The 12,272-nt window shown below is 65.4% G+C and carries 14 protein-coding genes; 5 read left to right on the top strand and 9 right to left on the bottom strand.

Annotation, left to right across the window (positions count from 1 at the left end):
• From VGH68_RS25230 to VGH68_RS25220, 3 genes are all read left to right on the top strand, one after another.
• A partial coding sequence (locus VGH68_RS25230) for a cytochrome ubiquinol oxidase subunit I (RefSeq protein ID WP_331606437.1) occupies positions 1–372 on the top strand: 372 nt, incomplete at its 5' end.
• On the top strand, positions 353–1,369 hold the full coding sequence (gene cydB, locus VGH68_RS25225; RefSeq protein ID WP_331606436.1) for a cytochrome d ubiquinol oxidase subunit II: 1,017 nt from the start codon (positions 353–355) through the stop codon (positions 1,367–1,369). The genes VGH68_RS25230 and cydB, both read left to right, overlap by 20 nt.
• A gap of 1 nt (position 1,370) precedes the next feature.
• On the top strand, positions 1,371–1,478 hold the full coding sequence (locus VGH68_RS25220; protein WP_331606435.1) for a DUF2474 family protein: 108 nt from the start codon (positions 1,371–1,373) through the stop codon (positions 1,476–1,478).
• 36 nt (positions 1,479–1,514) lie between these two features.
• On the opposite strand, the gene VGH68_RS25215 is transcribed toward VGH68_RS25220, so the two are convergent.
• The 4 genes from VGH68_RS25215 to VGH68_RS25200 form a co-directional block, all read right to left on the bottom strand.
• Positions 1,515–4,079, bottom strand: a complete 2,565-nt coding sequence (locus VGH68_RS25215) for a membrane-bound PQQ-dependent dehydrogenase, glucose/quinate/shikimate family (protein WP_331606434.1) — start codon at positions 4,077–4,079, stop codon at positions 1,515–1,517.
• A gap of 298 nt (positions 4,080–4,377) precedes the next feature.
• Entirely contained in the window at positions 4,378–4,599 is a 222-nt protein-coding gene (locus tag VGH68_RS25210) for a DUF2795 domain-containing protein (RefSeq protein ID WP_331606433.1), read from the bottom strand.
• Positions 4,600–4,685: 86 nt separating this feature from the next.
• Positions 4,686–4,871: a hypothetical protein gene (locus VGH68_RS25205; RefSeq protein WP_331606432.1), complete on the bottom strand. Its 186-nt coding sequence runs from the start codon at positions 4,869–4,871 to the stop codon at positions 4,686–4,688.
• Between the two features lie 273 nt (positions 4,872–5,144).
• Entirely contained in the window at positions 5,145–6,176 is a 1,032-nt protein-coding gene (locus VGH68_RS25200; protein WP_331606431.1) for a glycosyltransferase family 4 protein, read from the bottom strand.
• 176 nt (positions 6,177–6,352) lie between these two features.
• On the opposite strand from VGH68_RS25200, the gene VGH68_RS25195 reads away from it, so the two are divergent.
• Positions 6,353–6,895 carry a DUF4142 domain-containing protein gene (locus VGH68_RS25195; protein WP_331606429.1) on the top strand — a complete coding sequence of 181 codons (543 nt, stop codon included), beginning with the start codon at positions 6,353–6,355 and terminating at the stop codon, positions 6,893–6,895.
• Between the two features lie 6 nt (positions 6,896–6,901).
• Here VGH68_RS25195 and VGH68_RS25190 read toward each other — a convergent pair whose 3' ends face one another.
• Positions 6,902–7,552 (bottom strand): hypothetical protein, encoded by a 651-nt coding sequence (locus tag VGH68_RS25190; RefSeq protein ID WP_331606428.1) that lies wholly within the window; start codon positions 7,550–7,552, stop codon positions 6,902–6,904.
• A 443-nt stretch (positions 7,553–7,995) separates the two neighbouring features.
• On the opposite strand from VGH68_RS25190, the gene VGH68_RS25185 reads away from it, so the two are divergent.
• The gene (locus VGH68_RS25185; protein WP_331606427.1) at positions 7,996–8,727 is read left to right on the top strand and encodes a YukJ family protein; all 732 of its coding nucleotides are present in this window, start codon (positions 7,996–7,998) and stop codon (positions 8,725–8,727) included.
• Positions 8,728–8,832: 105 nt separating this feature from the next.
• Here VGH68_RS25185 and VGH68_RS25180 read toward each other — a convergent pair whose 3' ends face one another.
• From VGH68_RS25180 to VGH68_RS25165, 4 genes are all read right to left on the bottom strand, one after another.
• A complete protein-coding gene (locus VGH68_RS25180; protein ID WP_414696986.1) occupies positions 8,833–9,978 on the bottom strand; it encodes a porin in 1,146 nt (381 codons plus the stop codon).
• 191 nt (positions 9,979–10,169) lie between these two features.
• Entirely contained in the window at positions 10,170–11,579 is a 1,410-nt protein-coding gene (locus VGH68_RS25175; RefSeq protein ID WP_331606425.1) for an MFS transporter, read from the bottom strand.
• A gap of 148 nt (positions 11,580–11,727) precedes the next feature.
• The gene (locus tag VGH68_RS25170) at positions 11,728–11,832 is read right to left on the bottom strand and encodes a 2-dehydropantoate 2-reductase N-terminal domain-containing protein (RefSeq protein WP_414696985.1); all 105 of its coding nucleotides are present in this window, start codon (positions 11,830–11,832) and stop codon (positions 11,728–11,730) included.
• 25 nt (positions 11,833–11,857) lie between these two features.
• The coding region (locus VGH68_RS25165) for an aldehyde dehydrogenase family protein (protein WP_331606424.1) at positions 11,858–12,272 on the bottom strand (415 nt) is incomplete at its 5' end.

Genomic DNA, 12,272 nt, shown 5'->3' with positions numbered 1-12,272 from the left:
TGGATGCATCGGATGATGGTGGCGATGGGGCCGGCTGGTTTGATCGCGTTGCTGTGCGGCTGGACGGTCACCGAGGTCGGCCGCCAGCCGTTCACCGTCTATGGGCTTTTGCGCACCGTCGACAGCGCGTCGCCGATCGCCGCGCCGGGCGTCGCGGTGTCGCTGGCGAGCTTTGGCATCGTCTACATGATCGTGTTCGGCGCGGCCGCGGTCTTTCTGCTGCGTCTGATGGCCGCGCGGCCGACCCTGGAAACGCCCGGCCCCTCGAAAGACAAACCGCAGCGCAGCGCCGGCATCACGCCAGGACCCGCGCAAAAGCAGCCGGCTTCACCGGTGACAGGAGAGCGCTCTGATGACGACAGGCACACTTGATCTGGCTTTGATCTGGGCGGCGATCCTCGCCTTCGCGGTGCTCGCGTATGTGTTGCTCGACGGCTTCGATCTCGGCGTCGGCATCCTGTTCGCGGTCGAGCATCGGCGCGCCGACCGCGATCTGATGGTGAACTCGATCGCGCCGGTCTGGGACGGCAATGAAACGTGGCTCGTACTCGGCGGCGGGGGGCTGTTCGCGATGTTTCCGCTCGCTTACTCGGTGCTCCTGCCAGCGCTCTATCCGCCGGTCATCGCGATGCTGCTCGCGCTGGTATTTCGCGGCGTCGCGTTCGAGTTCCGCTTTCGCGCGATCGGCCGAGGCCGCGCATGGTGGGACGTCGCGTTCTTCGGCGGTTCGGCGCTGGCCGCCTTCTGCCAGGGTCTGGTGCTGGGTGGCGTGCTGCAAGGCGTGCGCGTCGAGGGTTTCTCGTATGTCGGCGGATGGTGGGACTGGCTCACCGGCTTCACGATTCTATGCGGGCTCGGCGTCGCGGCGGGCTATGCGCTGTTGGGCTCATGCTGGCTGATCTGGCGCACCGAGGGTGCGTTGCACGAGCGCTGCCGCCGCCATGCGCGCGCGATGGGCGTGACCGTGCTCGCGCTGATCGTCGTCGTCACGCTATGGACGCCGATGTTGCAGAACTCGCTTGCGGCGCGCTGGTTTCGCTGGCCGGACCTTCTGTTCACCGGGTTCGTGCCGGTGTTGCTGGTGCTGCTGACGATCGGCTTTTTCCGCAGTTTGTCGGCGCGGCGCCATGTGCTGCCGCTGCTATTCGCTTACGGCATCTTCGTGCTGTGCTATGCGGGGCTGCTGATCAGCCTCTATCCGGATCTCGTGCCGCCGTCGATATCGTTTCGCGAAGCAGCCGCGCCGCGCCAGAGCCTTGCGTTTTTGCTGGTCGGCGCGGCGATCACGGTGCCGATGATCCTCGGCTATACGTTCTACGCGTACTCGGTGTTCAAAGGGAAGATGCGCGCGGGCGAGGGGTACCACTGACATGTGGCGCCGCCTCGCGTGGTTCGCCGGCCTGTGGGCAGCCGGCGTCCTGACGGTCGCGACGATTGCCGGCGTGCTGAAGCTGCTGCTGCACGCCGCCACGCATTGAGCGTGGCGTGCGTTGCAGTCACCGGGTCACGGCAGGTTAGGGCAACGCATAGGCAATCACGTAGTCGCCCTGCTTCGTGCCGAGCGAGCCGTGGCCGCCGGCCGTGACCAGCACGTATTGCTTGCCGTTGCTGTCGGCATAGGTCATCGGCGTGGCCTGGCCGCCCGCCGGCAGACGGCCTTGCCACAGCCGCGCGCCGGTGCGCACGTCATAGGCGCGCAGATAGTAGTCGAGCGTGCCGGACAGGAACGCGACACCACCGCCGGTCGTCACCATCCCGCCAAGGCTCGGCACGCCGAGCGGCAACGGAATCGGCAAGGGCGCGCTATCGCGAATGGTGCCGTTCTTGTGCTCCCACACGATATGCCCTTGCCGCAGGTCCACCGCGGCCACATAGCCCCACGGCGGTGCCTGGCACGGAATCCCCAGCGGCGACAGGAACGCGTTCAGTTCGAAGCCGAATGGCGTGCCGAGCGCGAGCTTGATGCCGCTGGTCTCGCTGCCCTTCTTATTGCCATTGTTCGAGCCGATCTGCGAACGCGGCACCAGCTTCGACGTGAACGCCATATAGCTTGGATTCGCGATCAGAATCTGGCGCACCGGATCGACCGCAATGCCGCCCCAATCGAACACGCCGAAATTGCCCGGAAACACCAGCGAGCCCTGCTCGGACGGCGGCGTGAACATGCCGTCGTAACGCAGCGATTTGAACTTGATGCGGCACCACAGTTGATCGAACGGATTGGTGCCCCACATGTCGCGCTCACGCAGCGTCGGCGGATCGAAGTTCAGCGCGGAGAACGGCTGCGTCGGCGACGTATGGTCGCCGGGCGCCGCGCCGCCCGGCACGGGCCTCTCGGTGATCGGAATGATCGGCTTGCCGGTCTGGCGGTTCAGCACGTAGATGCTGCCCTGCTTGGTCGACGCGATCAGCGCGGGCTGCACGCCGTTCGCCGTTTGCAGATCGACGAGCGACGGCTGGCCGCCCACGTCCATGTCCCACAGATCGTGATGCGTGAACTGGTAGTTCCAGCGCATCTGGCCGGTCGCGAGGTCGAGCGCGACGATGCCGGCAGCCACCTTCTCGGACGCGGGCGTGCGCAAGCCGCCCCATTGGTCCGGCGTTTGATTGCCGAGCGGCAGGTAGATCATGCCGAGCTTTTCGTCGACCGAAAACACCGACCACATGTTCGGCGAATTGCGCACATAGGTCTGCCCCGGCTTGATCGGCTGCGTCGCATCGGGGTTGCCCGCATCCCAGTTCCATACGAGGTGGCCGTCATGCACGTCGAACGCACGCGTGACCCCGGACGGCTCGTTGGTCGATTCGTTGTCGCTCACGTGGCCGCTGATGATCACGAGGTCGCGCGTGACGGCCGGCGGCGACGTCGAGTAATAACCGCCGGGCGTGAACGGCCCGATATGCGTGCGCAGATCGATCGTGCCGCCATTGCCGAAGTGCGGGCATGGCTTGCCGGTGTCGGCGTCGAGCGCGATCAGACGCGCGTCGGCGGTCGGCAGGAAAATACGGCGCGGGCATTCGCTCGCGACCGCGGCCTTCTCGCCCGGCGTGCTCGGCGGCGCCGGGGTCGGCACGGTGCCCTGACCCGCCGCCGCCGCGGTGGCGGCTGGGGTTGCGGTTGCGTTTGCCGCTGAGCTTGCCGCGCTGTTGCGCGCCGCCGCGGCGGCCGCGGGCAGCGCCGGATACAGCGCGTCGTCGTGATAAGACACGCCGCGACACGTCATATGCTCCCAATGCTTGAAGGTGCCGACCGGAGTCTGGATCTTTGGATCGAAGCGCCACAACTGATGGCCGGTCGCGGGATCGAGCGCGATCACGATGCTGTGCGGCGTACACAGAAACAGCTTGTTGTCGACCTTGATCGGCGTGTTCTCGTCGGTGGTTTCCGTCGGGTCGTTGGGGCCCGGCTTGTCGCCGGTCTCGATGCTCCACGCCACTTTCAGCTGGCTCGCGTTATCCGGCGTGATCTGCGCGAGCGGCGAATAACGCTGCCCGAGCGGCGAGCCCCCGTAGTCGGTCCAGTCGCTCGCCTTGCGGTTCGAGTCGCCGGCGAGCGGCGCGTCCGCCGGCGCGGCCGATGTCACTTCGACCTGTCCCGGGTGATCGTACGGATGGTTGAACGCCGTGACGATGCCGAGCAGCACGGTCAGCACCGCCGCGCCCGCGAGCGGCAATACGCCCTCGCGCGACACGGCCGGCGGCCCGAACACGAGCCGCTTCGACACCGGCGGCAGCAGCAGCCACAGCGCCAGCACCAGCCACACCCATAGCCGTGGCAGCAGTTGCCAGAAATCGAAGCGCGCTTCGACCACCGCCCAGATCGCCGACGCGAACAGCATGATGGCGAACACGATCAGCGCAGTGCGCCTTCTGAGCCACAGCAGCACGCCGGTTGCCGCGATCGCGATACCGGCGAGCACGTAGTACCACGAGCCGCCGAGCATCGCGAGCCGGATGCCGCCAATCGCGAGCAGGACTCCGATGATGACGAAGACCACCGCGGGAACCGCGAGCGCGGCCGGGAAACGGGAAGAAGTCGAGCGGGGTGGAGTCGAACTGGGCGGAGTCGGCGTGCTCATGACAAGGACCTCGGCAAAATAAAAAGCGCAGGAAGCGGAAGGTGGAAGAAGACCCGCGCGGCTCACCCCGGCGGGTTGAACGACGCGCCGTATGCTGATCGTGCCCACGGGCTGCGAACGGTCGCGCGCGGCGGCCGGTCGCCAAGGTGTCGCCGCGCAACAGCGAGCGCGTCGACCCGGTGGCACGCGGTCCGCCGCGCCCCCGAAGCAGGCGCAGCACCGGCAACGGGCGGCCGTGACGGACTCCCGTGGCAAGCGGGCCATTGCCCGCGAGTGACTCAGCGCAAGCTAGCGGGCGCTATTCATTGCCGACGCCCTTCGACACTTCCGCCGGACTCTCGTATTGCTGGTCCGGCAAGTCCTGTAACCGCCGCAACACGTCTTCGTCGGCGCCATTCGCTTTGGCGGTCTCGAGAAGGCTGTTTTTGTCGGCGGGATAAGACGCGCCCTTCAATGCCTTCTGCACGTCGATAAACGGGCTGAGCGGGCGCTCGCCCGTGGTCGAACGGGATGTGGTCATATCGTTCCTCTGCGTGGTTAGGTTGAACAGCTTTGCGCAACGATGCGCGCAAGCGGGCGTCGCATGCGTCGCGTCGCGCCATCAAGTCACGGCGACGCGGAGCCGGGCCCTCGGACATCCGGCGTATCGCGCACCGGCTGTTGGTCAGGCTGGACGTCCACGTCGGGCTGCGCTTCGGGAATCCGCGACGGCGGTGTGCCGCTGCCGATCTCCGCCTGCTGGACGTCGGGCTTCGCCGGTTCGGGCGCCGCCGGGTCGGGCTCGTGTTGCATCGACTGCCTCCTTGCAAGGTCGTGGCGCACCGCGAATCGACAGCAGGCGAGCGCGGCGATGTCTTTTGTCCGCATCCGGCGTGCCTGTCGCGGTCTGCTTCGCGAGCGCAGGCGCGCCTGATGTTGTGTCCGCGTTTTGTCGGCCGTTTTGTCGGGCCCTTTGCTGGCCAGCCGTCGGCATTCCCCCGCCATCGGCGCACGTCAAAAATGGCATCCCGCGTTAAAAAAATTGCCTGCCTGCGCACCGCGGTGTGGAAGCCGCACATTGCACTTTCACCGCGCTGCCGCCACCAGGTTCGTGTACACGTCGACGTATTCGTCGGCCATGCGCGCAGCGGTAAAGCGCCGTTCAAAGACTTCGCGGCAGCGGGCCCGATCGATCTCGCCGATTCTCTTCAGCGCATCGACGGCCTCGTCGATGCTGTCGACGATAAAGCCCGTCACGCCATCGTCGATGATCTCGGGCACCGAGCCGCGGCCGAACGCGATCACCGGCGTGCCGGAGGCCAGCGCCTCGACGAGCACGAGTCCGAAGGGCTCCGGCCAGTCGACCGGAAACAGCAGCGCGCGCGCCGCGCCGATGAAGCGGTCTTTGTCGTGCCCGCCCAGTTCACCGCGATAACACACATGCGGTTGCCGCATCAGCGGCGCGATATCGCGTTCGTAATAGGCGCGATCGCCGTCGTCGATCTTGGCCGCGATTTCGATGCGCAGATTCGCGCGGCGCGCGATTTCTATCGCAAGATCGGGACGCTTGGTCGGTGCGATGCGGCCGACGAACGCGAGGTAGTCCGACGGCGTGGGGTTGAACGTATGAATCTCGGGCGGCAGGCCGTGGTGCACGGTGCGCTGCCAGGCCAGTTGCGGCAACGGTGTGCGCTGCGCGTCCGAAATCGATACCAGCGGCACGTCGCGGAATTCGCGATACAGCGCATCGAGCCCGGGGATGTCGAGCCGCCAGTGCAGCGTCGTGACGTGCGGACATTGCAGGCGGCGACCAAACGGAAAGCTCGTGTAATCGGTATGAAAGTGGACGATGTCGAAGTCGGCCGAGCGCCGCACGACCTGCTCGAGCATCGCCACGTGGAACGCCTGCGGGTCGGCGGTGTTCTCGATCTCGCGCAACGGGCGCGGATAGACAGATACCAGCCGCGCCTGCGTCAGTGAGTCGCCGCTCGCGAACAGCGTGACGTCGTGGCCGCGCGCGACAAGCGCCTCGGTCAGCCATGACACGACGCGCTCGGTGCCGCCATATGCGACTGGCGGGACGCGCTCGTAAAGGGTCGACACTTGTGCGATGCGCATCGCGAAGCTCCGTCGTTCGTTGTTGTTCGTACCGCTGCTGACGCTTCGTCAAGCATCCGCCGTTCCACCGACGCGACGGCAACGATGCTGACAAGGTACGACGCTTGCGTCACGCTCGACGAAGCGTGCCGTTCTGTCCGCTTCACTTCCCCCCTCTTACTCATCGAGGAGAAAACATGAAGCGCCTTACCGCCATTGCCGCGTTGTGCAGTTCCCTGGCTGCCGTAGCCCCTGTCGCCAGCGCGCAAACTCAAGCAGCATCCACGACCGCCGCCAATCCGCTGGCGGGACCCGACAAGGATTTCGTCCAGGCCGCAAGCCAATCGTCGTCGACCGAAATCGACGCGTCCAAACTCGCGACGAAAAACTCGGACGATAAGGACGTGAAGTCGTTCGCGCATCACATGATGGTCGACCACACGAAGCTCACGCTGCAGTTGAAGATGGCCGCGCCGCATGGCGTCACCGTGCCGAAGGACAACTCCGACACTGCGGTGCTGGACTCGCTGAAGAATCTGAAGGGCAAGGAGTTCGATACGGCTTACATTCAGAAGGTCGGGCTACAGGGGCATCAGGAGGCAATCGCCGCGTTCAAGAAAGAGATCGCTGACGGTCAGAACAACGACCTGAAGAAAGCCGCGCAAAAGGGGCTGCCCACCATCGAAGAGCATTACAAGATGGCGCAGGACCTCGCGGCGAAGAAAGGTGTGACCCAGTAGCGGTATTCACGCTGGGGGCGCGCGATGAGGGCGGCAACGCGATGAAGCAGCTGGGCGACGGTTGCGCATGTTCGCGCACGTCTTCCGGCGTTGCGGAGCTTGCCGGCGGAAACTCCTAGTCGCTGTCGGTGTCAGTGGCTCCCGTTGGCTCCCGTTGGCTCCCGTTGGCTCCGCCTTGGCTCCCCGTGCCGCCGGTGGCCGCGGCGGCCCCCGTAGCGGATAGCTGTGGTCGTCCGACGGCATGCAGAGGACAGCCGGCGCCGCCGGCTCGACCAGTTCGCCAAGGCGCTCGAGGATGCCTATCGCCGAGACCGGCCGCTCGATGACCAGATCCGCTTCGGGCCAGTCAGCTTGGCGAAACTTCGCATCCGACAGCACGGCGAGCCTGCAGCGCAAGCTGTGCTCGTTGATGAGCCGCATGGTCCTCGCCTTCTGCGCGACTCGAGAGGCGAGATCGAAAAAGACGACTTGCGGACGGTTTTGCGCAAGCAGTTCCAGCACGTCGCCGCACCGGCCGCACGTCGCGTCGAACCCGTGCACGACGGACAGCACGAAGACAGACTCCGCGATCGGCTCGCGCTGTTCGTAAAGCACAAGCAGACGTCGGCCGCGGCCGATGTTCCGGATCGAGCTCCGCTCAAGGTTCGACGCGTTCATGACCCGTCCAATTGGTGCCTGCGGGATACCGGTGACGTTCGTGCTCGCGACAGACGCGCAAACGGACTGACGCCGCATGATGGACCACGTGCGGCACAGCAAACCTGAAAGCACCCTGGCAGCGAGATATCGAACACAGATACCGCGCGCATCGCGCTCCAACACGACAAGCAGAACAAAGAATAGGACGTTGGAACGCGCATACAAGGGGGCATCGAAAAAAAACAACAACTGTGACGCTCGCGCGTTTGGGTATCCCATACTGTTCCTCCCAGCGCGCCCGCGTCTATAAATAAGCTCGCCACGCCGGAATGTGTCGCACGCGGCGCGCCTGACCGGCGGCCGAAATGTCCGATTGAAAACACAGTGCCGGTCATGCTCCGGCAACAGACCCGCCCGATCATGAGGTCGCCGTCCAGTCAACTTTACGAGGCTATTCAGCGATGAACGAATACTGCATGTTCAAGGGCAAACTTCTGCGCGCGGCGCCGTTCAAGGACGCGTATGTGGGCAGCCCGCACTACGTGGTCACGGTGTGCGCGGCGAATAACGTACCGTTCAATCTCGTCGTGAACTCGGCTTCGACGGAACCGGGAGAAGATGGCAGCGACGACGTGTATTTCTATGCCGATCTGAACTTCACCGATCCGGTGACCGCGAAACTTCAGGCGCTCGATCCCGGCCTCTATACGAGCGGCTTTCCGCGGCTCGACTACTGGCAGGACAGCAGCCTGCTCGACATTCACCGGATGCGGCCGGTTCCGTATAAAGACGAAAACGGCCAGCGCGCGGACGTCAACGACATCGTCGACGAGATCCTGAGCATCGATGAAAGCCAGCCGTCCGAGAGTCTGCCTTTCGACAACGGCAGCGGGCAATTGCACAATCGCGATTTCTGGACGCCCACGTCGGCCGGCATCGTCGTGTACGGGTTTGGCTTTCTGTTCCTGCCGAAAAAGGATGGCCTTCACGAGACCCATATGAATCAGGGCAATCCGCCGGGCAAGCACTACCGGGAAAACGGCGCGTTCCAGGACGGCGCGGTGATCGTGCAGCGCGCCGATGGATTCGCCGCGATGTTCACCGCGTTTCAGACGCAGCGTCTTCCTACCAATGCGCAAGGCAATCCGACGTCGAACGCGCAGCCGTTGCCGGACTTCATTCGCGGAGGTTGAGCGTAACGCTGCGCTCGGGCCTGCGCGGGCTTGAGCACGACGCCGGTTGCGAACTCGCCCGCAGTGATCGCCCGCGGATCCGGCGTGCAGTTCGTCGCGCGTGAATCAGAAGCTATGCCGCAGGCCCGCCATCAGGCCCAATTGGCCGGCTCCCTGCGCCGGGGTCGTGCCGCCGCCACCCTGACTGACGGTATAAGCCGCCTTGTCGCTATTCCACAGGTACGCGCCCTGCAGATAAACGGCCGTGCGCTTCGACAGCAGATAGGTGGTACGCAGTGCGGCAATGGTGCCGCGCGCATCGTCGCGGCTATTGACGATGTGATACACGCCGCTGTCGACGATCAACGCCGGTGTCACCGGATAGGACGCCGTCAGATAAAACTGATCGGAATGCACGTTTGGCGTGGCCGGGGACACCGTGTCGACGCGTCGGCCGAGCCAGCCGCCGCCGAGTCTCAAGTTGCCGATGTGGCCATAGCCGTTCATTTGCATGCGCACATCGGTGTCGTCCGGATTGGTGAAGTCGAACGAAGGCGTGCCGTCATACATATTCGCCATCGCGCCCGGCCCGCCGTGCTGCTGATCATAGGCCGCGGCGACGCCATAGCCGTTGCGGTCGTAGCGCAGCATCGCCGACCACTCGCGACAGGTCGGTCCATTTCCCGCCGTGGGGCCCGCGCAGGTTCCTTGTCCCGGCGAGTTGCCGGTGCCCGTCGAATCGCGGCCGAACGACCACGTCGCGCCTAGCGTGAAGCCTCCGTAGCTGCCCTTGTACGCGATCGTGTTGTCGCTGCGCGAGCTCGGCAGGTACTGATCGAACGACGCAGTGCCTCCATAGATGTCGGGGCCGAACAGATCGGCATCCGTAAGCGCCCAGAACGTCATCGTGTACTGGCGCCCAAACGTCAGCGCGCCGTAACGCGTATCGAGACCGACCCATGCCTGGCGGCCGAACAGGCGGCCGCCCTGGTTCAGCGAGCCGTTGCGCAGATTGAAGCCGCTTTCGAGCGTGAAGATCGCCGACACGCCGCCGCCCAGCCCTTCCGTTCCGCGCACGCCCCAGCGCGACGGAAACTCGCCGGTAATGCCCGGCATGCGCACGACGCTGTCACCCGCCGCATTCGCGTGCGACACGTATTCGACCCCTGTATCGACGATGCCGTAAAGCGTCACGCTGCTCTGCGCGCACACCATCGTGCTGATGCTCGACAACACCAGTGCTGCTGCAATCCGAAGTTTCATAGTCTCCATCGCCTCCTGTTTTTAGGCCTGTTTTGAGTGCACGTCACCGTGCACACCCGGTGCTTTTTTGATTCGTCAAACGTATTCATTGGGCGTGCGCGATCCGCGCGCGGCACGCGAGCATTGAATGACAGCAAGGAAAAAATCAGATCACGCGCAGCAGTCGCTCGCGATGCGAGCGCACCGCGAGCGAGCGCCGATCACGGTGCCTGCACGGCGCCCGCGCGCGGAATATGCCGGCGCACCATGGCTAGCGCGACCAGCACCACGACCATCGCGATACCGAGCATCAGCAGATAGCCGAATGCACCCCCCGCGGTAATCACCGCCGCGCCCGCGAATGCGCTCAGAATCGCGCCGACGCGGCCGAACGCGAGCGCCGACGCGGTGCCCGTCGCCCGTACGCTGGTCGGATAGACGTACGCGCAAAGCGCGTACATCGTCGACTGCACTGCGTTGACGAACAGGCCATGCAGCCCGAGACCGACGATCAGCAGCGTTGTGCTTTGGGTCGCGCTGACGCCGAGCAGCATCCACGCGCTCGCGACCCCGCCCGCGCAGCACAGCAGCAGCGGCCAGCGTGAACCATAGCGGCCGATCGCCAGCGCGCACAGCACCGCGCCGATCACGCCGCCGAGGTTGTAGGCGCTCAGGCCGTAGCCCGCCAGCGAAACGCTCAGGCCTTCGCTGGTCAGCATCGACGGCAGCCAACTGAAGGCCGCGTACACCGCGAGCAGACACATGAAGAACGCGCCCCAGATCGCCACGGTGTCGCGAGAACGCCCGTCGCGGAACAGCGCGGAGAAGCCGATGTGCTTTTCCGCGCTCTGTTCGCGCACGTCGGTGAAACTCGCATCGGCCGATACGTCGCGCTGCATGCGACGCAGCAGTTTGACGAGTTCCGGCCAGCGGCGCGGACGGCGCGCGAGAAAGCGCGGCGATTCCGGCAGTGCGGCCAGCAGCACGATCGCGAGCACCAGCGGCAGCACGCCGCCCGCGACGAACAGTCCACGCCAGCCATAAACCGGCAGCACCTGCGCGGCAAACAGCCCCGCGATCATGCCGCCCAGCGGCACGCATAGAATCGTCGCCGTCACCGCGAAGGTGCGCAAACGCGCGGGCGTGAATTCTGCGGTCAGCGTGGTCGACGAGGGCAGCGCGCCGCCGATGCCGAGCCCGGCGATGAAGCGCAGCGCCGCGATCGCCGCGACGTTCGGCGCGAGGCTGATCGAGCAGGTCGCGATGCCGAACACGAACACGCTGCCGATCACCGCCCAGCGCCGGCCGAAGCGATCGGCGAACAAACCCGCGAACGCGCTGCCGATGCCCATGCCGATCAGCCCCGCCGCGACCACCGGCGCAAACGCGTTGCGCGTGATGTGCCATTCCTTGATGAGCATTGGAATCGCGAAGCCGATCAACTGACTGTCGAATCCGTCGACGACGATCGACAGCGCCGCGAGCACCACCGCGACTTTCTGCAGCAACGTGTAGGGACCGTCGTCGAGCGCATAACCGATATCGACGGCGCCCCCGCGCGAGATGCCGGCGAGCGCCGTTTGGTCGCGCGCGGTCGATGCCGCGGCCGAAGCCGGAGGAACGTAATTCATCAGCTTGTCTCCATTGTTTGCGCTGGCTGCGCGTTTATCGATTTTTTTATGGGTTGGCCCGCGGGCCCCCCGCTCGTCGGCGGGTCACATCGTCATGCTGGCCATCAGGGTTCGCGCGCATCCTGGCGCGCGATTGGGTCGAGATTGCTCACAGGTCATCGAGATCGGCCAGCGTGGCTCGATGGCCCGTTTCGGCGAGCAGCGCGCCGCACGGCGAGCCCATCGCGCCCGCGCCGAGCAGCGCGATATCCAAGGCGTCCGATATCGCGACGCTTCGGTCAGAACGGATATTGGCGCGGCGTCGTTTGCAGCGTGATCCAGCGCAGATCGGTGAACTCCGCTATCCCCGCCTTGCCGCCGAAGTGGCCGAAGCCGCTCGCCTTCACGCCGCCGAACGGCATCTGCGCTTCGTCGTGCACGGTCGGTCCGTTCACGTGACAGATGCCCGATTCGATGCGCCTGGCGACGTTCAACGCGCGCGCCGTGTCGCGGCTGAACACGGCGGCGGACAGCCCGTATGCGTTGTCGTTCGCGCAGGCGATTGCGGCTTCTTCACCGCGCACACGCACGATCGGCTTCACCGGCCCGAACGATTCGTCGTGATAGATGCGCATCTCGGGGGTCACGCGGTCGAGCAGCGTCGCGGGCATCAGCGTGGTCTCGCTGTTGCCGCCGCACAGGAGCGTTGCGCCC

The organism is Paraburkholderia sp. (genome assembly GCF_036488505.1).
In the GTDB taxonomy this organism is placed as follows: domain Bacteria; phylum Pseudomonadota; class Gammaproteobacteria; order Burkholderiales; family Burkholderiaceae; genus Paraburkholderia.
Note: the sequence above shows the minus strand (reverse complement) of the source record. Positions and strands in the feature narration are given on the sequence as shown.

Excerpts from the sequence above, each read along its gene's own strand:
- cydB (WP_331606436.1), top strand. The coding sequence starts at position 353 with ATGACGACAGGCACACTTGATCTGGCTTTGATCTGGGCGGCGATCCTC.
- VGH68_RS25220 (WP_331606435.1), top strand. The coding sequence starts at position 1,371 with ATGTGGCGCCGCCTCGCGTGGTTCGCCGGCCTGTGGGCAGCCGGCGTC.
- VGH68_RS25215 (WP_331606434.1), bottom strand. The coding sequence starts at position 4,079 with ATGAGCACGCCGACTCCGCCCAGTTCGACTCCACCCCGCTCGACTTCT.
- VGH68_RS25210 (WP_331606433.1), bottom strand. The coding sequence starts at position 4,599 with ATGACCACATCCCGTTCGACCACGGGCGAGCGCCCGCTCAGCCCGTTT.
- VGH68_RS25205 (WP_331606432.1), bottom strand. The coding sequence starts at position 4,871 with ATGCAACACGAGCCCGACCCGGCGGCGCCCGAACCGGCGAAGCCCGAC.
- VGH68_RS25200 (WP_331606431.1), bottom strand. The coding sequence starts at position 6,176 with ATGCGCATCGCACAAGTGTCGACCCTTTACGAGCGCGTCCCGCCAGTC.
- VGH68_RS25195 (WP_331606429.1), top strand. The coding sequence starts at position 6,353 with ATGAAGCGCCTTACCGCCATTGCCGCGTTGTGCAGTTCCCTGGCTGCC.
- VGH68_RS25190 (WP_331606428.1), bottom strand. The coding sequence starts at position 7,552 with ATGAACGCGTCGAACCTTGAGCGGAGCTCGATCCGGAACATCGGCCGC.
- VGH68_RS25185 (WP_331606427.1), top strand. The coding sequence starts at position 7,996 with ATGAACGAATACTGCATGTTCAAGGGCAAACTTCTGCGCGCGGCGCCG.
- VGH68_RS25180 (WP_414696986.1), bottom strand. The coding sequence starts at position 9,978 with ATGGAGACTATGAAACTTCGGATTGCAGCAGCACTGGTGTTGTCGAGC.
- VGH68_RS25175 (WP_331606425.1), bottom strand. The coding sequence starts at position 11,579 with ATGAATTACGTTCCTCCGGCTTCGGCCGCGGCATCGACCGCGCGCGAC.